Here is a 21817-nt window from a genome sequence, read left to right on the forward strand (position 1 = left end):
GAGCAACAGCTGTCGTGTAGGCTGCGCGTGAAAGCCGTTCGCACCATCTATGTCATCGTGGAGGACGCCTTCTACACGTTCCTGGCCGACGACGGCTGGGCGATCGCGAGCCATATCGCGCTGTCGACGCTGATGGCGCTGTTCCCGTTCCTGATCGTGCTGACGTCCCTGGCCGGCTTCTTTGGCTCCAAGGAGCTCGCCGACCAGGCCGCCAGCCTGATGCTTCAGGTCTGGCCCAAACAGGTCTCCGATTCGATTTCGGGCGAGGTGCACGACGTGCTGACGACGACCCGCTCCGGCGTGCTGACCATCGGCGCGGTGCTGTCGGTCTATTTCGCCTCGAATGGCGTCGAGGCACTCCGGGTTGCACTCAACCGTGCCTATGCCGTGGTGGAGATGCGGCGCTGGTACTGGCTCCGGCTGGAATCGATCGGCTACACGCTGGTGGCGGCGTTCACTGCGCTCGCCATGGCATTCCTGATCGTGCTCGGGCCGCTGCTCATCGAAGCTGCCCGGCGGCACATTCCGCTGTTCGTCGAATCCAACGAGAGCATCCTCACCTGGCTTCGCTATGGCATCACTATCGCCGCTTTGGTGGTGGCGCTGTTCATCCTGCACGCCTGGCTGCCGTCGGGACGGCGCAGCTTCTTCCAGATCCTGCCCGGCATCGTCTTCACCGTGGTGGCATCGCTGATCTCGGGCATCGTGTTCGGCCAATACCTGGCGCGCTTCGCCAACAATTACGTCACGATGTATGCGGGACTCGCCTCGGTCATCATCGCGCTGGTGTTCCTGTATTTCATTGCCGCGATCTTCGTCTTCGGCGGCGAACTCAACGCCGCGATCATCAAATCGCGACTTCCTCACGGCGTGTCGCTTCAAGCAGCGCAATCGCTAACGCCCGCGGGGACACAGGCTTGACGAGGAAGGCGTCGGCGCCGGCTTCGCGCGCGGCCGCCTCGTCCTCGCCGCGGCCAGACACGCCGATGATCGGGATCCGGGCCAGCGGCGCCGGCATCTTGCGAACCCGTCTGATCGCCTCGACGCCGTCGATGCCCGGCAACACCATGTCCATCAGCACCGCATCGAAGCCGCCCTGCGCGAGCCTGTTCACTACATCCTCGCCGCGCCCGATGAACTCGGCATGATGGCCGAGCTCGGTCAGGATCGTGTTGAGCACGACGCGGCCGAATGGATTGTCCTCGACGCTGAGCACGCGCAGCGATGTCAGCGGCTCCGCTTCGCCGCCTTCGGTCTTGCCGGCCTTCGCCGGCCCGGCCGCATCGAGCGTGACAGTCAGGGTGAAGGTGGCGCCGCCACCTCGCCGCGGTGCGACCGTGATGTCGCCGCCCATCGCACGGGCCAGCTGCTTGACCGAGGACAGACCGAGCCCGGCGCCGCCGAAGCGCGAGGCGATGGTGACATTGGCCTGGGTGAACGGGCGGAACAGCCGCTTGATCTCGGCCATGGTCAGCCCGATGCCGCTGTCGGAGACCGAGAAGGCGACGCCGACCCGATGCTTGTCCTTGGCTTTGCCGCTAGCTTTGCCCTTGGCCGGCCGCCAAGGCGCAGCCGAGATGGCGACCGCCCCCTGCTCGGTGAACTTGACCGCATTGTCGATCAGGTTCTCGAGTGCGGCGCGGAGGCGAACGGAATCCCCGACCACGAGGCCCGGGAGCTTGTCGGAGATATCGACCTCGGCCTGAAGGCCCTTGGCAGCGGCACGACCGGCGAGGGAATCGCCGGTGCTGCGGGCAAGCGCGCGCAGATCAAACAGATCCTGCCGCAGCGTGCCGCTCTTGCCGGCACCCTTGCCGGTCTTGGCCGCATCGACGAACAGCGTGGCGAGGTTCGCCAGATGCTCGGCACCGGCCTTGATGGTGTCGGCCCAGCGCCGCTCCCGCTCGCCGAGGTCGGAGGTCGAAAGCAGGTCGCTGATCGCCAGAATGCCGGTCAGGGGCGTCCGAACCTCGTGGGCAAAGGCCGCGAGCGCCGCCTGGATCACGTCGGGTGCAACGTTCCCGGTGCTGCGCTGGCGCACTTTCCCGACCGCCCCGGACCGCTTCCGAGGCGGCTGCCTGGACTTTCGCGTGGTGCGCGCTGCGCGCGTTTTCGCCGCCATAGCTCCCCTTCGAAGTCTCCGCTTCGAACCCCCCGGGCTCAAAGGCGAGCATGGCATGGCCGCCACCCCGGAGTCACGGCACTGCCGTGCTAACCCCCAGAGAAACTTAGCCTAATCCTACGGTCGTGCGGATGCCAGCGGGCGAGATGCCGGCCGCACGCAGCTCCCGGAGGCCAGTCGAGCGGTTCGATTTCGACAGCTTCCGGCCATCGGTGCCGCGAATCAGGCCGTGATGGCGATAGATGGGCTCGGTCAGGCCGAGCAGAGCCTGAAGCAGCCGGTGAACCGAGGTGGCGTGAAACAGGTCCTGGCCACGCACGATCTCGGTCACCTGCTGGAGCGCGTCGTCGACCACCACGGATAGATGATAGCTGGTCGGCGTCTCCTTGCGGGCCAGGATCACGTCGCCCCACGCCTCGGGCCGGGCGGCGACCAGGCCGCGCTCGCCGTCGGGCCCCTCGCCCTGCTCGTTCCAGGTCAGACCGGAGACCTGCCGGCAGGCCGCCGCCATATCGAGGCGCAAGGCATAGGGCGCGCCGGAGGCGATCAGGCGCGCTCGCTCGCCGGCTGGCAGCGAATTCGCATCGCCAGGATAGAGTGGAGCGCCATCGGGATCACGCGGCCATGGCCCATCCCCCTCACGGGCCGCGACCAGCTTTGCGATCTCGGCGCGGCTCTCAAAAGCTGGATAGACGAGACCGAGCGCGGAGAGTCTTTCAAGCGCCGCGCGATAGTCGGCGAGATGCTCCGATTGCCGCCGCACTGGCGTTTCCCAGGCGATCCCGAGCCAGGCGAGATCTTCGTAGATCGCGGTCTCATATTCAGGCCGGCAGCGCGCCACGTCGATGTCTTCGATGCGCAGCAATAGCCGTCCACCGGTCTCCTGCGCGCGGTCGAAGTTCAGCAGCGCCGAATAAGCATGGCCGAGATGAAGGTGGCCGTTCGGGCTCGGGGCAAATCGGAAAACGGGTGGCGGCATCAGATGAATCTCGTCATGGCCGGGCTTGTCCCGGCCATCCACGTTGTTCGGTATCACAGACCGATCGTGTCACCGTCATGGACGAACACGATGACCGCGGCCCATGCTAAACAATGTCCTGCGGTTAGAAAGACGTGGATGGCCGGGTCAAGCCCGGCCATGACTGCGGAGAGAGTTTGCCAAACTGCCATGACCATCCACCTCGAATCCCAATCCGATCTCGAAGACGCCGTCCGCACGCTGGTCAAGCGCGATCCGCGCCTCAAGTCCGTGCTCGAGATCGCGGGCATGCCGGCGCTCAGGCGGCGCGAGCCGGGCTTTGCGGGGCTGGCGCATATCGTTTGCGGGCAGCAACTGTCGACCGCGAGTGCGGCGGCGATCTGGGGACGGTTATCTGCGGCCTTCGATCCGTTCGATCATGAGGCGGTGCGCCGCGCCCGCACCGACCGGCTCGGGCGGCTCGGACTGTCAGCGGCCAAGATCAAGACGCTGAAACATCTGGCGCGCGAGATCATCGCCGAGCGGCTGAACCTCGACGTCCTCGCAGAGGAAGACGCCGACGCCGCGCATCACACGCTGGTCTCGCTGCAGGGCATCGGGCCGTGGACGGCCGACCTCTATCTCCTGTTTTGCCTTGGCCATGGCGATGCCTGGCCGGCCGGCGACCTCGCCGTGCAGGAGGGCATCAGGATGGGTCTCGGCCTGAAGGCCCGACCGACGGAAAAGCAGATGGCGCCGCTCGCCGAACCCTGGCGTCCCCTGCGTGGCGCGGCCGCGCATCTGTGGTGGAGCTACTACCGCGCGGTGAAGAAGCGCGAGGGTGTGCTTGCGGGATCGAACTAGCCCCGCAACCGTTCGCGGTCGGCCCGGGCACATTCCGCGACATAATCCACCACGGCGCGCACCGCGGACAGCTCGACCAGATCGGGATGGGCGAGCAGCCAGAGGTCGGCGACGCTGACGAGTTTTTGCGGCGCGACGCGCACGAGGTCCGGATAGCTTTCCGCAACGAAGCAGGACAGCGCGGAGATCCCGATCCCCGCGCGTACCGCCGCCAGCATGTCGCCCTGCGAAGAGCAGCGCATCACCACGGTGCCCTGGCGCGTGATCGCATCGCTCCAGCGCGCCAGCTGCGCGTTCGAATCCTGATCGGCAAAGCCGATGACGCTGTGCCCCTTCCACTCGCCGCTCCGTTCCGGCAGAGACCGGCCGGCAGCATAGTCGCGCGAGGCGTAGAAGCCGGTGCCGAGACGGCCGACCTTCCTGCCGACCAGATTCTCCTCGCCGCTGTCGACCGGCCGCAGCACGACGTCGGCCTCCCGTCGGCGCACGCTGGCCGGAAACGGATGGGTGATGATCTCGAGCCGGACGTGATCATGCGCGCCGAGAAAGGAACGCAGCCGCGGCATCAGCCAGTGCGAGGCCAGCGTCGCGCCGATCGACAGCTTGACCGTGCCGCGCGCCTTGCGCCCGCCGGCGCCAACCGCCGCCTCGGCCCGCAGCGCCGCGGCGGCCATCGCCTCGGCATGCTCGCGCAGAGTGCGGCCGTCGGCGGTGAGCACAAAACCATCCGCGGCACGCGCCAGCAGCTTTGTGCCGAGCTGCGCCTCCAGCGCCGCGATCTTGCGGCTGACGGTCGGATGGCTGGCGTGCAGGCGCTTGGCCGCGGCGGTGAAGCTGCCGGTATCGGCGACCGCGACGAAGGTCTTGCAGAGATCCCAATCCACCGCCGCGCTCCGTACAAATCTGAATATACGTGTGTTCAATATTGAACGATCCGCCGCCGGCCGTCCAATCCTATAGTGGGGTCAAAGCGCCGGCTGGCGGAAAGCCGCGCCGGCGCGACAATCGACATGGAAGCGCTCAAGCTTCGGCCGGCAGGCCGACGACGCGTCGTCAGGAGGATCGGATGGCACTGCCCGCTCTGCTCAGGAACAAGCTGGAGCTCCCCGTCGTCGGCTCGCCGCTTTTCATCGTCTCCGGCCCGGAGCTGGTGATCGCCCAGTGCAAGGCCGGCGTGGTCGGCTCGTTTCCCGCGCTCAACGCCCGTCCGGTCGAAAAGCTCGACGAATGGCTGAGCCGCATCGAGGACGAGCTCGGCGAATACAGCTCGCGCAATCCCGGCAAAAAGGTCGCGCCCTACGCCGTCAACCAGATCTGCCACGCCTCCAACGACCGGCTGATGAAGGACATGGAGACCTGTGTGAAGCACAAGGCGCCCATCATCATCACCTCGCTACGGCCGCCGGCGGAGATCGTCGAGGCCGCACATTCCTATGGCGGGTTGGTGTTCCACGACGTCATCAACGTCAAGCATGCGCGCAAGGCCGCCGAACAGGGCGTCGACGGCCTGATCCTGGTCTGCGCGGGCGCCGGCGGACACGCCGGCACGCTGTCGCCCTTCGCGCTGGTGCGCGAGGTCAAGCAATGGTTTGGCGGCGCCATCCTGCTGTCGGGCGCGATCAGCGACGGCTATGGCATCGCCTCGGCGCTGACGCTGGGCGCCGACCTCGCTTATATGGGCACGCGCTTCATCGCGACGCGGGAAGCCAACGCCGATGAAGCCTACAAGTCGGCGCTGACGCAGCACGCCGCGCACGATATCGTCTACACCAACCTGTTCACCGGCGTGCACGGCAATTATCTCGGACCGTCGATTGCGGCCGCCGGGTTGGACCCGGACAATCTCCCGGTCGCCGACAAGACGAAGATGAATTTCGGCTCCGGCGGCAACATGAAATCCAAGGCATGGCGCGATATCTGGGGATCCGGCCAGGGCATCGGCCAGATCACCGACGCGCCTCCGGTCGCCGAGCTCGTCGAGCGGATGAAGGGCGAGTTCGAGCAGGCCCGACAGGATTTCCTGATGCGCGCCAGCGCCTGACGGTTCAGACTGACAAGAAAAGACGAACGGGAGGACATCATGAAGCTGGCAGCCGCACTGATCGGCCTATCGATGCTGGCGCTCGCGGCTGAAACCGCCCACGCCGAAGGCAGCGACGAGATCCGCATCGGGCAGACCCTGCCCTATAGCGGACCAGCCTCCGGCTTCGGCGCGATCGGACGGACCCAGGAGGCGTTCTTCGAGAAGGTCAACGCGGAAGGCGGCATCAACGGCCGCAAGGTCAAGTTCATCTCGCTGGACGATGCCTACTCGCCGCCGAAGACGGTCGAGCAGACCCGCAAGCTGGTGGAGCAGGACGAGGTGCTGATGATGTTCGGCTCGCTCGGCACCGCCACCAATAGCGCCGTGCAGCGCTACCTCAACGCCAAGAAGGTGCCCCAGCTGTTCGTGCTCTCGGGCGCGACCAAATGGGCCGATCCGCAGAAGAACCCGTGGACGATGCCGGGCATGGCGGCCTATGAATCCGAGGGTGCCGTCTATGCCAAATACGTCCTGCAGTCCAAACCCGACGCGAAGATCGCCATCCTCTCGCAGAACGACGATTTCGGCCGTGACTATGTCGCAGGCTTCAAGCGTGCGCTCGGCGCCAAAGCCGCCAGCATGATCATCGCGGAAGCGAGCTACGAGACCAGCGCACCGACGATCAGCTCGCAGCTCTCGACGTTGAAAGCCTCGGGCGCCAACGTGCTGTTCGGCGTCGTGCTCGGAAAGTTCACCTCGCAGGCGATCAAGGGTGTGGCCGAGATCGGCTGGAAGCCGGACCTGTTCTTCGTGCCGACCTCGGCCTCCTCGATCTCGTTCCTCGAGCCGGCTGGGCTGGACAACGCGGTCGGGCTGATCTCGTCGAGCAACCAGAAGGACACGATGGACCCGCAATGGGTCGACGATCCCGGCGTGAAGGAATATTTCGCCTTCATGAAGCAGTACATGCCGAATGCGGACCTCTCCAACTCCAACCACGCGGCCGGCTACCACTACGCGACGCTGCTGATGACGGTGCTCCGAGCGTGCAAGGACGACGTCAGCCGCGACAACATCATGCGCCAGGCTGCCTTGCTGAAGGAGGTGAAGTTGCCGCTGCTGCTGCCAGGCATGTCTGTCACGACCGGTCCTGATGATTATTTGCCGTTCCAGCAGCTTCAGCTCCGCCGCTTCAACGGCAAGAGCTGGGTCGGGTTCGGCGACGTGCTGGACGATCGCTAGGCTCGCGCGAAACAAGGACACGCCATGATCATCAGCGGTGAACGCCGGATCGGCTATGACGAGATTCAGGCCCGCATCAGGCGGGCCGCGAGCGGGCTTCGCAGCCTGGGCCTCGCCGACGGCGCGCCGGTCGCCATGATGCTGCGCAACGATTTTGCGCTGTTCGAGGTGGTCGCGGCCTCGGCCGCGCTCGGCAGTCCCGTGGTCCCGATCAACTGGCATCTCAAGGCCGAGGAAGTCCGCTACATCCTCATCGACAGCGGCGCGAAGATCCTGGTCTGCCATGCCGATCTGCTGCCGCAGATCCGTGCCGGCCTGCCTGCGGACGTCCGCCTCCTCGTCGTGGCAACCCCGCCCGAGCTCATGTCGACCTTCGCAATTCCTTCGGGTATGGCTGAGGTGCCGGCCGGCCTGACGGATTGGGACAGCTGGCGCAACGGCCATCCGGAGTCGGAGAAACCGCCGCGGCGTGCCGCAGCGATGATCTACACGTCGGGGACCACGGGCATGCCGAAGGGCGTAAGGCGCATGCCGATGCAGCCCGAGCAGGCCGCCGCATCCGAGCGCGTCGGCGCGATCGCCTATGGCATCAAGCCGCGCGAGGACCAGGTCGTGCTGATCAACGGGCCGATGTATCACTCGGCGCCGCATTCCTACGGCATGCTGGCGTTCCGCAGCTTCTGTACCATCGTTCTGCAGGCGCGGTTCGACGCCGAGGAGCTGCTGGCGCTGATCGAGCGCCACCGAGTCACCCACATCCACATGGTGCCGACCATGTTCGTCCGGCTGCTGCGGCTGCCCGATGCAATCAAGCGGCGCTACGACCTCTCGTCGCTGCGTTTCGTCGTGCACGGTGCTGCGCCCTGCCCACCCGAAATCAAGCGCGCCATGATCGACTGGTGGGGACCGGTCATCAACGAATATTTCGGCTCGACCGAGACCGGCATTCCGGTGTGGCACTCGGCCGAGGAGGCCTTGAAGAAGCCGGGCACGGTCGGCCGCGCCATCGAAGGCGGCATCGTCAAGATCTTCCGCGAGGACGGCAGCCTCTGCGGCGCCGGCGAGGTCGGCGAAATCTACATGCGCCAGACGGCGGTACCGGACTTCGACTATCACGGCAAGGCGCAGGCACGCGCCGAGGCCGGGCGCGACGGCCTCGTCAGCGTCGGCGACGTCGGCTATCTCGACCAGGACGGCTATCTCTTCCTGTGCGACCGCAAGCGCGACATGGTGATCTCGGGCGGCGTCAACATCTATCCCGCCGAGATCGAGAACGTGCTGATCGCCATGCCCGGCGTGCGCGATTGCGCCGTGTTCGGCATCCCCGACGCCGAATACGGCGAGCGGCTGTGCGCCTGCATCGAGCCGGAGACAGGGGCGCAGCTCTCCGCCGCCGCCGTGCAGGCGTTCCTGCGCGAGCGGCTGGCAAACTTCAAGGTGCCGAAGGAGGTCCAGTTCCTGGACGCGCTGCCCCGCGAGGCGACGGGGAAGATTTTCAAGCGCAAGCTGCGGGATCCCTATTGGGCAAAGGCCGAGACGAACAACGTTTCAAACTATGTTGCGGTTGCAAATGGCCTGCGGCTGAACGATTGAGATGCCGGCAAGGACACAAGCCGGGATCGACATCATGATAGCCACCGACTTCATCGTTGCGCGAGACGATTTCGAAAATTGCAAGACGATCGCGACCGAGCTACCGGCTGCGGACGCGCTGCCGCAGGATGCGCTGCTGGTGCAGGTCGACCGTTTTGCCCTTACCGCCAACAACATCACCTATGCGGTGCTCGGCGACGAGCTGAAATACTGGCAGCTGTTCCCCGCGCCAAGCGGCTTCGGCAACATTCCGGTGTGGGGCTTTGGCGAGGTGATCGCCTCGAACCATCCGAACGTGCCGGTGGGCGAGCGCCTGTTCGGCTATTTCCCAATGGCGACGCATCTCGTGATCGAGGCCACCGACGTCAGCAAGCGCGGCCTGCGCGATGGCGCTGCGCACCGGCAAGGCGTGGCGCCGGTCTACAATGCTTATGCGCGCGTGGGCGGCGATCCCGCTTATGACGGACGGCAGGGCGACTACCAGGCGCTGCTGCGACCGCTGTTCATGCTGTCGTTCCTGGTCGACGATTTCCTCGCCGAGAACAACGATTTCGGCGCAGGTGCTGTGCTGCTGTCGAGCGCATCGAGCAAAACCGCATTCGGGCTTGCCCATCTTCTGCATACGCGCGGGCGGAAGGTGATCGGGCTGACATCGTCAGGCAATACCGGCTTCGTCACCTCGCTCGGCTGCTACGACGACGTCGTCACCTATGATCGCATCGAATCGCTGCCGGCGGATGCGCCGGTCGCTTTCGTCGACATGGCCGGCAACAGCGCGATCCGCGCCGGATTGCACCGGCATTTTGGCGAGCAGATGAAATGCTCCGTGCGCGTCGGATTGACGCATCGCGCCACCGACGCGGATGAGGGCGTGCTGCCCGGCGCAAAGCCGCGCTGGTTCTTCGCTCCCGACCAGATCCGCAAACGCGCCAAGGAACGGGGCCCGGGTGGCATCGAGCAGCGCTTCGGCGCGGCATGGTCGGGCTTCGCCCCGATGCTGGAGCGGTGCCTGAGCGTGGTCGAGAGCGGCGGCCCCGACGCCGTACGGCAGGTCTATCTCGATACGCTGAAGGGGCGCATTCCGCCTGAGCAGGGCCACATGCTCACGCTGCTCGGGTAAAGCGCTTTTGACATGGCCAGATCCAGTATAGCGTTCCTCTCAAGGGAGGTTGCGCATGCTGGATCGCACGAAGGATATCGCCGTCTCCGCGCAAGCCTGGCTCGATGAATTCGAGGGCTCGCTGATCAAGCCTGATGGCGCTGCGCTGGACTGCCTCTTCCTCACCGATAGCTTTTGGCGCGATGTGCTGGCACTGAGCTGGAACCTGCAGACGTTTGCGGGCCGCGATACCGTCGTGCAAGCGCTGGTCGCGCTCGCGCCCAAGGCGGTGCCGACAAATTTCAAGATCGCGCCGACCCGCGCGGCGCCGCGCTCGGTCACGCGCGCCGGCACGAACACCATCGAGGCCATCTTCAATTTCGAAACCGCGCTCGGCCGTGGCAGCGGCATCGTGCGGCTCGCGCCGGACCCCGCGGACCGTGACAGGCTGAAGGCCTGGACACTGCTGACAGCGCTCGAAGAGCTCAAAGGGTTCGAAGAGCAGCTCGGCACGTCACGGCCGCGGGGGCAGGCCTATTCGCGCGACTTCCGCGGGCCGAACTGGCTCGACCTGCGCAATTCCTCGCGCGACTATGCCGATCGTGACCCCACCGTGCTGGTGGTCGGCGGCGGCCAGGCGGGACTCGCAATCGCAGCGCGGCTGAAGCAGTTGCAGATCGACACGCTGATCGTCGATCGATGGCCGCGGATCGGCGACGTCTGGCGCAAGCGCTATCACGCGCTGACCCTGCACAATCAGGTGCAGGTCAATCACATGCCCTACATGCCGTTCCCGCCGAACTGGCCGACCTACATCCCCAAGGACAAGCTCGCGAACTGGTTCGAAGCCTATGTCGACGCCATGGAGCTGAACTTCTGGACCGGCACCGAGTTCGAAGGCGGCGCCTATGATAAGGCCAAGGACCAATGGACGGTGACGCTGCGCCGTGCGGACGGGAACAAGCGCGCGACGCATCCGCGCCATGTCATCATGGCGACCGGTGTCAGCGGCATCGCCAACATCCCCGACATTCCGACGCTCAATCGTTTCAAGGGCACGCTCGTGCACTCGAGCCGCTACGAGGATGGCGAGAACTGGCACGGCAAGCGCGCGATCGTCATCGGCACCGGCAACAGCGGTCACGACATCGCGCAGGATCTCTACTCCAGCGGCGCCGAAGTGACGCTGGTGCAACGCTCGCCGACGCTAGTGACCAATATCGAGCCGTCGGCACAGCTGGCCTACGCGACCTACAATGAGGGCACGCTGGAAGACAACGATCTGATCGCCGCCTCGATGCCGACGCCGCTCGCGAAGAAGGCCCATGTGATGCTGACGGAGCAATCGAAAGAGCTCGACAAGGAGCTGCTCGACGGCCTCCGCCGCGTCGGCTTCAAGCTCGACTTCGGCGAGGCCGGCACCGGCTGGCAGTTCAAATATCTCACCCGCGGCGGCGGTTATTATTTCAACGTCGGCTGCTCCAACCTGATCGTCGAAGGCGAGATCAAGCTGAAGCAGTTCGAGGACATCGAAAGCTTCGCGGCTGACGGCGCGCGAATGAAGGACGGCACGAGCATCGCCGCCGACCTGATCGTGCTCGCCACCGGCTACAAGCCGCAGGAATACCTCGTGCGAAAGCTGTTCGGAGAGGCCATCGCCGACCGCGTCGGCCCGGTCTGGGGCTTTGGCGACGGCTATGAGCTGCGCAACATGTACGCGCGCACAAACCAGCCCGGCCTGTGGTTCATCGGCGGCAGCCTCGCACAGTGCCGGATCAACTCGAAATTCCTCGCGCTTCAGATCAAGGCGATCGAGGAAGGGATTTTGCCGCGTGAGGCGGGCACAGCCTCGCATCACGACAGTGAATAAAGGGAGACCACCAATGCCAGCCATTCTCGGCACGGGCGAACACCGCTACCGTGTCGTCGAAAACTTCGCAAAGCTTCCCGACGGCTGGCAGCTCACCGACGTCGCCTCCGTCGCGGTCGACAGCAAGGACCGCGTCTACGTCTTCAACCGCGGCGAACATCCGATGGTGGTGCTCGACCGCGAGGGCAATTTCCTGCGCAGTTTCGGCGAAGGTCTGTTTTCGCGTGCGCATGGGCTGCATATCGATGGCGACGACAATCTCTATTGCACCGACGACGGCGACCATACCGTGCGCAAATGCACCACCGACGGCAAGGTGCTGCTGACGATCGGTATCCCCAGGAAGCCCGCGCCGTTCATGAGCGGCGAGCCCTTTCACCGCTGCACCCACACCGCGCTGTCGCCGAAAGGCGAGATCTACGTCTCCGACGGCTACGGCAATGCGCGCGTGCATAAATTCACGCCGGACGGCAAGCTGATCAAAAGCTGGGGCGAGCCCGGCACCGATCCGGGCCAGTTCAACATCGTGCACAACATCGCCACCGATGCCGACGGCTGGGTCTATGTCGCAGATCGCGAGAACCATCGCGTGCAGGTGTTCAATGGCGAAGGTAAATACGAGACCCAGTGGAACAATCTGCATAGGCCTTGCGCGCTGTGCTGTTGTGGCGGCGCCGAAAATCCGACCTTCGTGATCGGCGAACTCGGCCCCGGCCTCGACATCAACCGCAATGTTCCCAATCTCGGGCCGCGGCTCTCCATCGTCGACGCGCAAGGCAAGCGCCTCGCTCGGCTCGGCGGCGAAACGGGTCCGGGCATTGCGGCCGGCAAGTTCCTGGCGCCGCACGGCCTCGCGCTGGATTCGCGGGGCGACATCTATGTCGGCGAAGTCGGCGTCACCAATTGGACGACCAGCTTCCCCAACGAGGAGTTGCCGGCCGTGGTGCGCGCGACGCGGTGCTTGCAGAAGCTGGAGCGGGTGCGGGAGTAGTTGAGCCGGCAAGGTCCACATAGGCGATTGGAGCGGCGCCTTGTCCGGGCCATAGGCGCCCCGCCCCATTTCGAGCTCCCAAATCGCGGCATTTTTGGGCGTTTGCCACCCCGCCGCCGTATTGCTTGCACCTGAATAAGTCGCTCAACGGGCTTCACAATCCCGTCACGCTGCATGTAGTATGTCAGTACATGCTGCTTCGCAGCGTATATTGGAGGCCGGGAGCGTTACTTGAACGCACATGTCTCGCAAGGCAGTTGGCCGGTGCTGGTCCTGAACGCGGACTTCCGGCCGCTGAGTTACTACCCACTGTCTCTGTGGTCGTGGCAGGACGCGATCAAGGCGGTGTTCCTCGACCGCGTCAATATCGTAGCGCATTACGACCAGGCGGTTCACAGTCCCACGCTGCAAATGCAGCTGCCGAGCGTGGTTTCGCTCAAATCCTTCGTCAAGCCGACCACGCATCCCGCCTTCACCCGGTTCAACGTCTTCCTGCGCGACCGTTTCGCCTGCCAATATTGCGGCTCGCCCGACGATCTTACCTTCGATCACATCATCCCGCGCAGCAAAGGCGGCCAGACCACTTGGGAGAACGTGGTCGCAGCGTGCTCGCCGTGTAACCTGCGCAAGGGCAATTTGACGCCGGCCCAGGCAAAAATGTTTCCGCGCCAGAGCGCGTTCGCGCCGACGGTGCACCAGCTCCACCGCAACGGTCGCCTGTTCCCGCCAAACTATCTGCACGACAGCTGGCTGGACTACCTCTACTGGGATACGGAGCTGGATCCGTAGCGGCGTCGGTCACACTCCAATCGCATTCCGCGCCACCACGTCGTGATAGAACGCCGCACTCAGCTTGGGCGTCCTCGCTTGCGTCTCGAAGTCGACGCGGTAGAGGCCGAAGCGTTTGCCGTAGCCAAAAATCCATTCGAAATTGTCCATCAGGCTCCAGAGAAAATAGCCGCGGATCGGCGCGCCCTCGGTGATGGCGCGCTGCATCTGGGTCAGATAGTTGCGCAGGAACATGATGCGGTCGAGGTCGTAGACCTGGCCGTCGGCGGAAATCCTGTCCTCGGATGAGGTGCCGTTCTCGCTGATGTAGATGTTCTCGATGTTCCATATCTTCGCGGCGAGGCGCGGCGCCCAGTAGATCACCTCGGGGCCGATCCGCAGCCATTCCGAGTTCATGTGGGGGAACGAGGTCGGGAACGGCAGCACGTGGAAGCCCGGCGCGCGATCGGAGGCGGTTACGTAGAATTGCGGGGCGTAGATGTTGAGCCCGACGAAATCGTTCGGCGCGCCGATGATCTTCAGCTCCTCCGCAGTGAATTTCGGCGCGTCCGCACCGGAATAGGCAAGGAAGCCGTCGGTGTATTTGCCCTCCAGCACCACGCCGAGGAATCCAGCGTTGAGCTCGCGCGTTGCGATCTCGGCGGCGCGGATGTTTTCCGGCGTCGCGATCGCCGGGACGCAGGCGGCGATGTTCTCGGCTGCGCCGACACGGGTACCGGCGCGCCCGGAGGCGCGGATCGCCTGTACGGCAAGCCCATGCGCCAGCGCGACGTGATGGCGCGCCTGGTTCAGCTTCGCGGCCGGCAGCTTGAGGCCGGGCGCGTCGATGCCCCAGCCATAGCCGAAATTCACGAAGCGCCCGACCTCGTTAACGGTAAAAATGCTTCTGACGCGATCGGTCAGGCGCGCGGCGACTAAAGCGGCGTAATCGGCAAAGGCCTTTGACGTATCGCTCGACGACCATCCGCCGACGCGATCCTGGAGCGCCTGCGGCAGGTCCCAGTGATAGAGCGTGGCATAAGGCTCAATGCCGCTCGCGAGCAGCTCATCGACGAGGCGATTGTAGAAATCGAGTCCCTTGGGATTGGGTTGCCCCGTCCCTTCCGGAAACACCCGCGGCCATGCGATCGAGAAGCGGTAGGCCTTGACGCCGAGTTCTTTGATGAGCCGGACGTCGTCCTTATAGCGGTGATAGTGATCGTTGGCGCGGTCGCCTGTGGAGCTATCCTCGATCTTGCCGGGCGTGTGGCTGAAGGTATCCCAGATCGACTTGCCGCGGCCGTCCTCATCGACGGCGCCTTCGATCTGATAGGCGGATGTCGCCGTGCCCCAGAGAAAATCCTTCGGGAACGGCGCAGCCATCCCGACCTCGGCAGCACCAGCGCGCGTCGTCAGGCCGAGGGCGGCAAGGCCGGCAAGCTTCCCGAGCGAGCGGCGCGAGATGGAAACCGACATCGTCACCTCTGCGCCTGTTGCTGGTCGATCTGATAGGCAGAAATCCGGTCGATCTCGAACGCGACGGTGGGTGGCGTTTCCGCATCGACGGGACCGACGCCAACGAAGAATTTCGATCCGATCGCGAGATTGACGATCATGTACATGGGATCGTCGAAGCCGATCGGCACCTTGATGTCGGAGACCGGCCTACGGTCGATGAAATAGACCAGGCGATCCTCCTCCCACAGCACACCGTAATTGTGGAATGCGCGCGAAGCATCGTCGACCGCAAAATCGAAGCCGCAGGACTGGATCTTCTGGGTCGACGGAATCCGCCAATGCGTGGTCATGACGAGATCGCCGGGCCGCTCGCCACGGCCTTCCAGGACGTCGACCTCAGGTGGCCAGCCGCCGTCATCCGCCAGCATCCAGAATGCCGGCCACACCGCATGGCCGACCGGGAGCTTGGCACGGATCTCGAAATAGCCGTGCTTCTGCGCGAACGTGCCCTGAGAGGTCAGGATTCCCGAGATGTACTCGTTGTCGAAGAGCACCGGCTTCAATTCCGGTGGCGTACGGCTCGCGACGATCGACAGCACGCCATTGTTGACCTTGAACGGATCGAGCCCGAGCGGCACCCTCGCACGTCCGGCGTAGCGCGGATCGACATAGATCTGCTGCTCGCCGTTGGCGCTGGTCTTGCGCTTGAAGTCGGAGCCGTCGCCGCCCCAATAGCGCGCCTCCGGCCACGCCGCCCCGCCCGCGTAATGCGGGGCCCAGCGTCCGTGCGAAAGCGGATGCTCGTCAAAATCGTCGTTGAAGGTTCGACGCAGCGGCAGAAAGATCAGCGAAGCGGGATTGACCGTCTCCAGCCTGCGGCACTCGATGGTGGAAGGATCGGTGGTGACTTGCAGCGACAGGCCCTGCGGTGCGTCTTGAAGCTCGTCCTGCGCGACACTCAATGCCGGCAAGGCCAGCAAGCCGATCGCAACCAGAGCGCCTTTCGTCCCACGGTCGATCATCGCCGCACATCGAATATCTCAGGAACTTCGCGGACGTTAGCTCGCCCGTCACCGAACCGGCAAGCAGGCCCATGCGAGGCCCACGGGCGATTTCGAAAAGATTACCGCGATCTCTCACCAGGACCCGGCCGAAAATCGCCTCACCTCGGCGCAAAACCGGTCGCGTTTCCATTCCGCCGGTCAGGCGCTATCAGCCAAAATCCTTCCCTATTCGTTACCGTCCCTTAAGCCTCCGATGGCAGTTTGGCCGGGGATCTGCGGGCCTGCACGCCGCTGATCGGGTCAGGGTCGGGTCGTCGCTCATGTTTGCCGAGGCGCTGGAAGCGGTTCAATTTTCGCCATCGAAACGGATCGCCTATGTCCGCTTCGTGCTGGCGGCACTGGCCGTGATGGTGCTGTTCAAGACGTTGAGGTTTGGGCGCTGGGGCGTCTTCCAGATCCGCGAGCTCTCCGATTTCGACGCCTTTTACATCGCCGCGCAACAGGTGTGGCGCGGCCAGGTCGAACTGGTCTACCGGTTCGAAACGCTGATGAAGCTCCAGGCCGAGGCTGCGCATGGAGCCACCGGCTTCATGCCCTGGACCTACCCGCCGCAGTTCGACCTGCTCGTCGCACCGCTGGCGCTGCTGCCGATTGGCATCGCCTATCTCGTATTCATCGTCGCAACGCTCGTGGCCTACCTGCTGATGCTTCGCGCCATTGCGGGCGCGAATTTCGCCCATGTCCTGGTCGCACTGTTTCCCGCGCTTGCGATCACGATCGGCGGCGGACAGAACGGCTTTCTCACCGGCGCCCTGGTTGGCCTGGCCTGCCTCAACGTGGAGCGGCGCCAGCTTGTCGCCGGCCTCGCGCTGGGTGCGATGGTGGTCAAGCCGCATCTCGCCATCGCCGTCGGCGTCTACATGCTGGCGACACGCCGCTGGGTGGCGCTCGCGACCGCCGCCATGGTCGTGCTGGCAAGCTCCATGGTCTGCACACTGGTGTTCGGCTGGCAGATCTGGACCGCATGGCTTGGCGCGATCGGGGAATCGGCGCGCTTTCTCGATCAGGGCATTTACCCGCTGCTGCGAATGATCTCGACCTACGCGGCGCTTTCCCGTGCGGGCGTTCCGCCAACTCTTGCCTTCTGGGCGCAGGCAGCGGTCGCGAGCCTTGCGCTCTGCGCGGTGGTGCTTGCCGTTTGGCTTGGCGCGGCGCGCAAGATGTCGCCTCGATTCGCCCTCGGCATCACCGCCATGGTCTCGGTGATGATCAGCCCCTACGCCTATGATTATGATCTGCCCATGATCGGCATCGGCCTCGCCTTGCTGCTTCCCGATCTGGCGCTGCTGGCGAGCGCGCGCGAACGCGGCATCGTCTACGGGCTGATCCTGCTTGCCGGCGCCTACGGCATGCTTCAATCGGCGCGGCTGGCGGCGCAGTTCGGCGAGGAACAGGCCTATCTCGCCGGACTGACCGACAGGTTTGCGCCGGCCCTCGGCGGCTTCGCGATGATGGCCTTGCTGGCCGTGCTGCTGCGGCTGCTCTGGCGCGGAATGCAGTCCGCATCCGTCCTAGCGCGAGCCGCCCAGGCTGCGGAATAGCGCCATTACGTTCGCGACAGAGCCAGCGTCACGCCGCCGCGCGGCGGAACCGGAACGGCCGGTACCCGTTCAATCGGGAGCCCATGCGGAGACGAAGGCTGCCGCGCAACCAGGGAGGCTCACCATGCCCACCGCCGAGAAGGATCATGTTTACAAGATCCTGGAACTGGTCGGATCGTCCGAGACCTCGATCGACGACGCCATCAAAAATGCTGTCAGCCGCGCGTCCAAGACCATCCGCGAGATGAAATGGTTCGAGGTGGTGCAGACCCGTGGCCACATCGAGAACGGTGCGGTGCGCCACTACCAGGTGACGCTGCGCGTCGGCTTTACGCTGGAAGGGTGAGGCGGGCTTGCGTCGATAAAGCTCGCTCGTCAGCGCACCGTAGCCGCCGAGCATGCCAACCGCGCAACTTTAAGCCAGGTGACACGCCACGTAATGTCCGCCCGCGCCTTCCTTCAGCTCCGGCGCGCTTTCCGCGCAGCGGGGCTGGGCGATCGGGCAGCGGGTGTGGAAGTGACAGCCTGACGGCGGCTTCATCGGGCTCGGCACGTCGCCCTTGAGGCGGATGCGGTTGCGCTTGAGCTTGGGGTCCGGCACCGGCACCGCGGAGAGCAGTGCCTTGGTGTAGGGATGCTGCGGATTGCGATAGAGATCGCTCGCCTTCGCCAACTCGACGATGCGGCCGAGATACATCACCGCGACACGGTCGGAGATGTGCTCGACCACCGACAGGTCGTGCGCCACGAACAGATAGGTGAGGTTCAGCTCGGCCTGGAGATCTTCCAGCAGGTTGATGACCTGCGCCTGGATCGAGACGTCGAGCGCGGATACCGGCTCGTCGCAGACGATCAGCTTCGGCTCGACCGCAAGGGCGCGTGCGATCACGATGCGCTGGCGCTGGCCGCCAGAGAATTCATGCGGATAACGTCGCATGTGCTCGGCCTTGAGGCCGACCTTGACCAGCAAGCCCGCGACGCGTTCCTCACGCTCCCTGGCGTTGGCTGCGAGATTGTGGATGGTGAAGGCTTCGCCGAGGATCGAGCCGACCGTCATGCGCGGATTGAGCGAGGCGAACGGATCCTGGAACACGAGCTGCATGTTCCGCCGCATCGTCCGCAGATCGTTGCCGCCGAGGTTGCGCACGTTCTGACCGTCGAAGGTCACTTCGCCATCGGTCGGCTCGATCAGGCGCAACACGCAACGTCCCGTGGTCGACTTGCCGCAACCGGACTCGCCGACCAGACCAAGCGTCTCGCCGCGATTGACGGAGAACGACACGCCGTCGACCGCATAGACCGTGCCGACTTGGCGCGACAGCAGGCCACCGAGCACCGGGAAATATTTCTTTAGGCCGCTGACGCGGAGCAAGGGCTCGCTCATGCCGCGCCTCCCAATTGCGGGTCGCCAAGATGACAGGCCATGCGGTGGCCGGGCGCGATCTCGCGCAGCAACGGCTCCTTCGCGGTGCAGACTTTCATGGCGAACTTGCAGCGCGGCGCGAAGCGGCAGCCGACCGGCGGATTGATCAGGATCGGCACCGAGCCGCCGATCGCCTCAAGCCGGGTCTTGTGCTCGCTGTCGAGATCGATGCGCGGGATCGAGCGGATCAGGCCTTGCGTGTAGGGATGGCGCGGATCGGCGAAAAGAGCGTCGACGCCGGCCTCCTCCACCACCTTGCCGGCATACATCACGACAACGCGCTGCGCCGTTTCGGCGACGACGCCCATGGCATGGGTGATCAGCATCACCGCCATGCCAAAGCGCTCCTTCATGTCCTGGAGCAGGTCGAGGATCTGCGCCTGGATGGTGACGTCGAGCGCAGTGGTCGGCTCGTCGGCGATGATCAGCTTGGGCTTGCAGGCCAGCGCCATCGCGATCATCACGCGCTGGCGCATGCCGCCGGAGAACTGGTGCGGATAGTTGTGCACACGGCCTTCGGCGTTCGGGATCTGCACCAGCTTCAGCATCTCGATGGTGCGCTCGAGCGCCTGCTTCCTGGTGACGTTCTCGTGCCGGCGCAGGCTCTCGGCGATCTGCTCGCCGACGGTGAGCACCGGATTGAGCGAGGTCATCGGCTCCTGGAAGATGAAGCCGATCTCCTTGGCGCGGATTTCGTCGAGCTGGCTGCTCGTCAACGGCACCAGATCGCGGCCTTCGAAGATGATCTCCCCTGCCGCGATGCGGCCCGGCGGCATCGCGATCAGCTTCAGGATCGACATTGCGGTCACGGTCTTGCCGCAGCCGGATTCGCCGACGACGCAGAGCGTCTCGCCCTTGTTGATGGTGATGTCGACGCCGTCGACGGCCTGGAGGATGCCGTCATCGGTAGAGAAGTGGGTCTTGAGGCCTTTGATCTCGAGCAGCGGCGCCATCAGATCACCCGTCGCGCATCGAGCGCGTCGCGCAGACCGTCGCCGATGAAGTTGATGGCGACGACCGCGATAAAGATCGCACCGCCCGGGAACAGGGCCCAGTGCGGGCCGATATCGAGGAAGTCCTTGGCGTCGAACAGCAGCCGGCCCCAGGTCGGGGTATCAGGCGGGAAGCCGAGACCGAGAAAGGACAGCGTCGATTCCGCAATGATGGCGGCGGCAACATCGATGGTGCCGGCGATGATCACCGGGCCGAGCGCGTTGGGCAGGATGTGCTTCACCACCTGCCGCACCGGGCTGGCACCGAGCGCACGCGCGGCCTCGACGAACTCCTTCTCGCGGATCGACAGGAATTGGGCGCGGACGAGGCGCGCCACCGGCATCCAGCGCAGGCCGCCGATCACGAGCACGATCAGGATGAAGATGCCGCCCTCGGGACCGAACATCGCTTTCAACGCGTCGCGGAACAGATAGATGAGCATCAAGAGCAGCGGCAGTGCCGGCAGCGACAGAAAGAGGTCGGTAAGCCACATCAGACCGTGCCCAAGCGCGCCGCGCGACATGCCGGCGAGCGCGCCGATCAAGGTCCCGATGAAGACCGAGACCAGCATCGCGGCGAGCCCGACGGCAAGCGAGATGCGCCCGCCATAGATCATGCGCGCCAGGATGTCCTGGCCGAGATCGTCGGTGCCGAAAGGATGGGTGAGCGATGGCCCCTGCAGGCCGGCGACGATGTCGATGTCGTTGATCTTGACGCGCCAGATGAAGGGACCGACGACGACCGCCAGGATCAGAACGAGAAGCAGGAAGGCGCTGACCACGGCGAGCTTGTGGCGGCTATAGCGCCGCCACGTCTCGCGCCAGGGCGAATAGACGCCCCGCTCAGCGGAGGGAGATGCGAGGGTCAAGCCAGCCATACAGGACGTCCGCGATGAGATTGAACAGTACCACGAGGCACGCGAAAACGAAGGTGACGGCCATCACCACCGGCGTGTCGTTGGAAAGGATGGAGGAGATCAGCAGCGATCCGATGCCGGGAATACGGAAGATCTGCTCGGTGACGAGGGCGCCGCCGAACACTGCAGGCATCTGCAACGCGATCAGCGTGACCACCGGGATCATGGCGTTGCGCATCACGTGCTTGACGATGACCTTGGCTTGGCCGAGCCCCTTGGCGCGCGCGGTGGTGACATAGTCGAGCCTGATGACATCGAGCATCGCCGAACGGACGAAGCGCGTCATCGACGCCGCCTGGAACAGGCCGAGCACCGCCACGGGCATGATCGCCTGACGGATCATCTCCAGCACATAGTGGATGCCGGTGGCCTTGATGTCGGTGGTGTAGACAAAGGGCAGCCAGTCCAGCGTGACCGAGAAGATCAGGATGAACAGGAGACCGGTGAAGAAGGTCGGCAGCGAGAAGCCGATGAAGGCGAGCGTGTTCGCGATCTGGTCGAACAGCGAATAGGGCTTGGTGGCGGCGTAGACCCCGACGGGGATGGCGATCAGGAGTGCCAGGACCTGCGCCGAGCCGATCACGTAGAGCGTGGCCGGCAGGCGCTGGAGGATGAGCCTATCGACGTCCATCCTGCTGACGAAGGAGAAGCCCCAATCGCCGTGCGCCATGGCAAAAAGCCAGTGCAGGTAGCGCAGATAGATCGGATCGTCGAGGCCGAACCTGGCCCGAAGTGCAGCCTGCACTTCGGGTGGCACGTTCGGATTGGTCGCCAACTCCGAAAAGGGATCGCCGGGCGCGAGCGCCAGCACGAAGAACAGCACCGCCGAAATGCCGAGCAGGCTCGGAATGGCGATCAGAAGGCGACGCAGGACATACTGGCTCATGGGGAA

At 64.8% G+C, this 21817-nt stretch carries 19 protein-coding genes and 1 pseudogene; 11 read left to right on the forward strand and 9 right to left on the reverse strand.

The window, feature by feature from the left end; all coding sequences use genetic code 11:
- The first annotated feature begins 27 nt into the window (after positions 1-27).
- Entirely contained in the window at positions 28-921 is an 894-nt protein-coding gene (locus XH98_RS08000; RefSeq protein ID WP_271599023.1) for a YihY/virulence factor BrkB family protein, read from the forward strand.
- Here XH98_RS08000 and XH98_RS08005 read toward each other — a convergent pair.
- Together XH98_RS08005 and gluQRS are read right to left on the reverse strand one after the other, a co-directional pair.
- Complete coding sequence (locus tag XH98_RS08005) at positions 848-2122, reverse strand: ATP-binding protein (protein WP_271599024.1); 1275 nt, start codon at positions 2120-2122, stop codon at positions 848-850. The genes XH98_RS08000 and XH98_RS08005 overlap by 74 nt on opposite strands.
- 106 nt (positions 2123-2228) lie before the next feature.
- Complete coding sequence (gene gluQRS / locus XH98_RS08010; RefSeq protein ID WP_271618300.1) at positions 2229-3101, reverse strand: tRNA glutamyl-Q(34) synthetase GluQRS; 873 nt, start codon at positions 3099-3101, stop codon at positions 2229-2231.
- Positions 3102-3290: 189 nt separating this feature from the next.
- On the opposite strand from gluQRS, the gene XH98_RS08015 reads away from it, so the two are divergent.
- On the forward strand, positions 3291-3944 hold the full coding sequence (locus tag XH98_RS08015) for a DNA-3-methyladenine glycosylase family protein (protein ID WP_271618301.1): 654 nt from the start codon (positions 3291-3293) through the stop codon (positions 3942-3944).
- On the opposite strand, the gene XH98_RS08020 is transcribed toward XH98_RS08015, so the two are convergent.
- Positions 3941-4828: a LysR family transcriptional regulator gene (locus XH98_RS08020; RefSeq protein WP_271599027.1), complete on the reverse strand. Its 888-nt coding sequence runs from the start codon at positions 4826-4828 to the stop codon at positions 3941-3943. The genes XH98_RS08015 and XH98_RS08020 overlap by 4 nt on opposite strands.
- Before the next feature lie 182 nt (positions 4829-5010).
- Between XH98_RS08020 and XH98_RS08025 the strand changes: the two genes are divergently transcribed.
- The 7 genes and pseudogenes from XH98_RS08025 to XH98_RS08055 all read left to right on the forward strand — a co-directional run bounded on the left by XH98_RS08025 (position 5011) and on the right by XH98_RS08055 (position 13551).
- Complete coding sequence (locus XH98_RS08025) at positions 5011-5985, forward strand: NAD(P)H-dependent flavin oxidoreductase (RefSeq protein WP_271618302.1); 975 nt, start codon at positions 5011-5013, stop codon at positions 5983-5985.
- A 39-nt stretch (positions 5986-6024) separates the two neighbouring features.
- Entirely contained in the window at positions 6025-7209 is a 1185-nt protein-coding gene (locus XH98_RS08030; RefSeq protein WP_271618303.1) for an ABC transporter substrate-binding protein, read from the forward strand.
- Between the two features lie 15 nt (positions 7210-7224).
- A pseudogene (locus XH98_RS08035) lies at positions 7225-8802 on the forward strand (acyl-CoA synthetase); the annotation flags it as partial.
- A gap of 34 nt (positions 8803-8836) precedes the next feature.
- On the forward strand, positions 8837-9922 hold the full coding sequence (locus XH98_RS08040; RefSeq protein ID WP_271618305.1) for a DUF2855 family protein: 1086 nt from the start codon (positions 8837-8839) through the stop codon (positions 9920-9922).
- Between the two features lie 55 nt (positions 9923-9977).
- Positions 9978-11771 (forward strand): flavin-containing monooxygenase, encoded by a 1794-nt coding sequence (locus XH98_RS08045; RefSeq protein WP_271618306.1) that lies wholly within the window; start codon positions 9978-9980, stop codon positions 11769-11771.
- 13 nt (positions 11772-11784) lie between these two features.
- The gene (locus XH98_RS08050; protein ID WP_271618307.1) at positions 11785-12762 is read left to right on the forward strand and encodes a peptidyl-alpha-hydroxyglycine alpha-amidating lyase family protein; all 978 of its coding nucleotides are present in this window, start codon (positions 11785-11787) and stop codon (positions 12760-12762) included.
- A gap of 231 nt (positions 12763-12993) precedes the next feature.
- Positions 12994-13551, forward strand: a complete 558-nt coding sequence (locus XH98_RS08055; RefSeq protein ID WP_271599034.1) for an HNH endonuclease — start codon at positions 12994-12996, stop codon at positions 13549-13551.
- Between the two features lie 9 nt (positions 13552-13560).
- On the opposite strand, the gene XH98_RS08060 is transcribed toward XH98_RS08055, so the two are convergent.
- On the reverse strand, positions 13561-15006 hold the full coding sequence (locus tag XH98_RS08060) for a GH1 family beta-glucosidase (protein WP_271618308.1): 1446 nt from the start codon (positions 15004-15006) through the stop codon (positions 13561-13563).
- A gap of 2 nt (positions 15007-15008) precedes the next feature.
- Entirely contained in the window at positions 15009-16010 is a 1002-nt protein-coding gene (locus XH98_RS08065; RefSeq protein ID WP_271618309.1) for a glycoside hydrolase family 16 protein, read from the reverse strand.
- 302 nt (positions 16011-16312) lie between these two features.
- Here XH98_RS08065 and XH98_RS08070 point away from each other — a divergent pair, with 302 nt between their 5' ends.
- The gene (locus XH98_RS08070; RefSeq protein WP_271618310.1) at positions 16313-17593 is read left to right on the forward strand and encodes a glycosyltransferase family 87 protein; all 1281 of its coding nucleotides are present in this window, start codon (positions 16313-16315) and stop codon (positions 17591-17593) included.
- 124 nt (positions 17594-17717) lie between these two features.
- On the forward strand, positions 17718-17939 hold the full coding sequence (locus XH98_RS08075; RefSeq protein WP_057746461.1) for a dodecin: 222 nt from the start codon (positions 17718-17720) through the stop codon (positions 17937-17939).
- 69 nt (positions 17940-18008) lie between these two features.
- Here the strand turns inward: XH98_RS08075 and XH98_RS08080 are convergent, their stop codons facing one another.
- Genes XH98_RS08080 through XH98_RS08095 form a run of 4 tightly spaced genes read right to left on the reverse strand, consistent with a single transcriptional unit; the run spans position 18009 to position 21811 of the window.
- A complete protein-coding gene (locus XH98_RS08080; RefSeq protein ID WP_271618311.1) occupies positions 18009-18977 on the reverse strand; it encodes an ABC transporter ATP-binding protein in 969 nt (322 codons plus the stop codon).
- Positions 18974-19969: an ABC transporter ATP-binding protein gene (locus XH98_RS08085; protein ID WP_271618312.1), complete on the reverse strand. Its 996-nt coding sequence runs from the start codon at positions 19967-19969 to the stop codon at positions 18974-18976. Before XH98_RS08085 ends, XH98_RS08080 begins: the two co-directional genes overlap by 4 nt.
- The gene (locus tag XH98_RS08090) at positions 19969-20886 is read right to left on the reverse strand and encodes an ABC transporter permease (RefSeq protein ID WP_271599039.1); all 918 of its coding nucleotides are present in this window, start codon (positions 20884-20886) and stop codon (positions 19969-19971) included. The genes XH98_RS08085 and XH98_RS08090 overlap by 1 nt, the downstream gene beginning before the upstream one ends.
- Positions 20852-21811 (reverse strand): ABC transporter permease, encoded by a 960-nt coding sequence (locus XH98_RS08095; protein ID WP_057746454.1) that lies wholly within the window; start codon positions 21809-21811, stop codon positions 20852-20854. Before XH98_RS08095 ends, XH98_RS08090 begins: the two co-directional genes overlap by 35 nt.
- Positions 21812-21817: the final 6 nt, after the last annotated feature.

Source organism: Bradyrhizobium sp. CCBAU 51745, from assembly GCF_028128715.1.
Lineage (GTDB): Bacteria > Pseudomonadota > Alphaproteobacteria > Rhizobiales > Xanthobacteraceae > Bradyrhizobium > Bradyrhizobium manausense.

Bases quoted from the DNA above. Each gene is read 5' to 3' on its own strand.
- XH98_RS08090 (WP_271599039.1), bottom strand. From the start codon at position 20,886: ATGGCTGGCTTGACCCTCGCATCTCCCTCCGCTGAGCGGGGCGTCTAT.
- XH98_RS08040 (WP_271618305.1), top strand. From the start codon at position 8,837: ATGATAGCCACCGACTTCATCGTTGCGCGAGACGATTTCGAAAATTGC.
- gluQRS (WP_271618300.1), bottom strand. From the start codon at position 3,101: ATGCCGCCACCCGTTTTCCGATTTGCCCCGAGCCCGAACGGCCACCTT.
- XH98_RS08075 (WP_057746461.1), top strand. From the start codon at position 17,718: ATGCCCACCGCCGAGAAGGATCATGTTTACAAGATCCTGGAACTGGTC.
- XH98_RS08045 (WP_271618306.1), top strand. From the start codon at position 9,978: ATGCTGGATCGCACGAAGGATATCGCCGTCTCCGCGCAAGCCTGGCTC.
- XH98_RS08095 (WP_057746454.1), bottom strand. From the start codon at position 21,811: ATGAGCCAGTATGTCCTGCGTCGCCTTCTGATCGCCATTCCGAGCCTG.
- XH98_RS08030 (WP_271618303.1), top strand. From the start codon at position 6,025: ATGAAGCTGGCAGCCGCACTGATCGGCCTATCGATGCTGGCGCTCGCG.
- XH98_RS08025 (WP_271618302.1), top strand. From the start codon at position 5,011: ATGGCACTGCCCGCTCTGCTCAGGAACAAGCTGGAGCTCCCCGTCGTC.
- XH98_RS08060 (WP_271618308.1), bottom strand. From the start codon at position 15,006: ATGTCGGTTTCCATCTCGCGCCGCTCGCTCGGGAAGCTTGCCGGCCTT.
- XH98_RS08050 (WP_271618307.1), top strand. From the start codon at position 11,785: ATGCCAGCCATTCTCGGCACGGGCGAACACCGCTACCGTGTCGTCGAA.
- XH98_RS08015 (WP_271618301.1), top strand. From the start codon at position 3,291: ATGACCATCCACCTCGAATCCCAATCCGATCTCGAAGACGCCGTCCGC.
- XH98_RS08080 (WP_271618311.1), bottom strand. From the start codon at position 18,977: ATGAGCGAGCCCTTGCTCCGCGTCAGCGGCCTAAAGAAATATTTCCCG.
- XH98_RS08005 (WP_271599024.1), bottom strand. From the start codon at position 2,122: ATGGCGGCGAAAACGCGCGCAGCGCGCACCACGCGAAAGTCCAGGCAG.
- XH98_RS08070 (WP_271618310.1), top strand. From the start codon at position 16,313: ATGTTTGCCGAGGCGCTGGAAGCGGTTCAATTTTCGCCATCGAAACGG.
- XH98_RS08065 (WP_271618309.1), bottom strand. From the start codon at position 16,010: ATGATCGACCGTGGGACGAAAGGCGCTCTGGTTGCGATCGGCTTGCTG.
- XH98_RS08085 (WP_271618312.1), bottom strand. From the start codon at position 19,969: ATGGCGCCGCTGCTCGAGATCAAAGGCCTCAAGACCCACTTCTCTACC.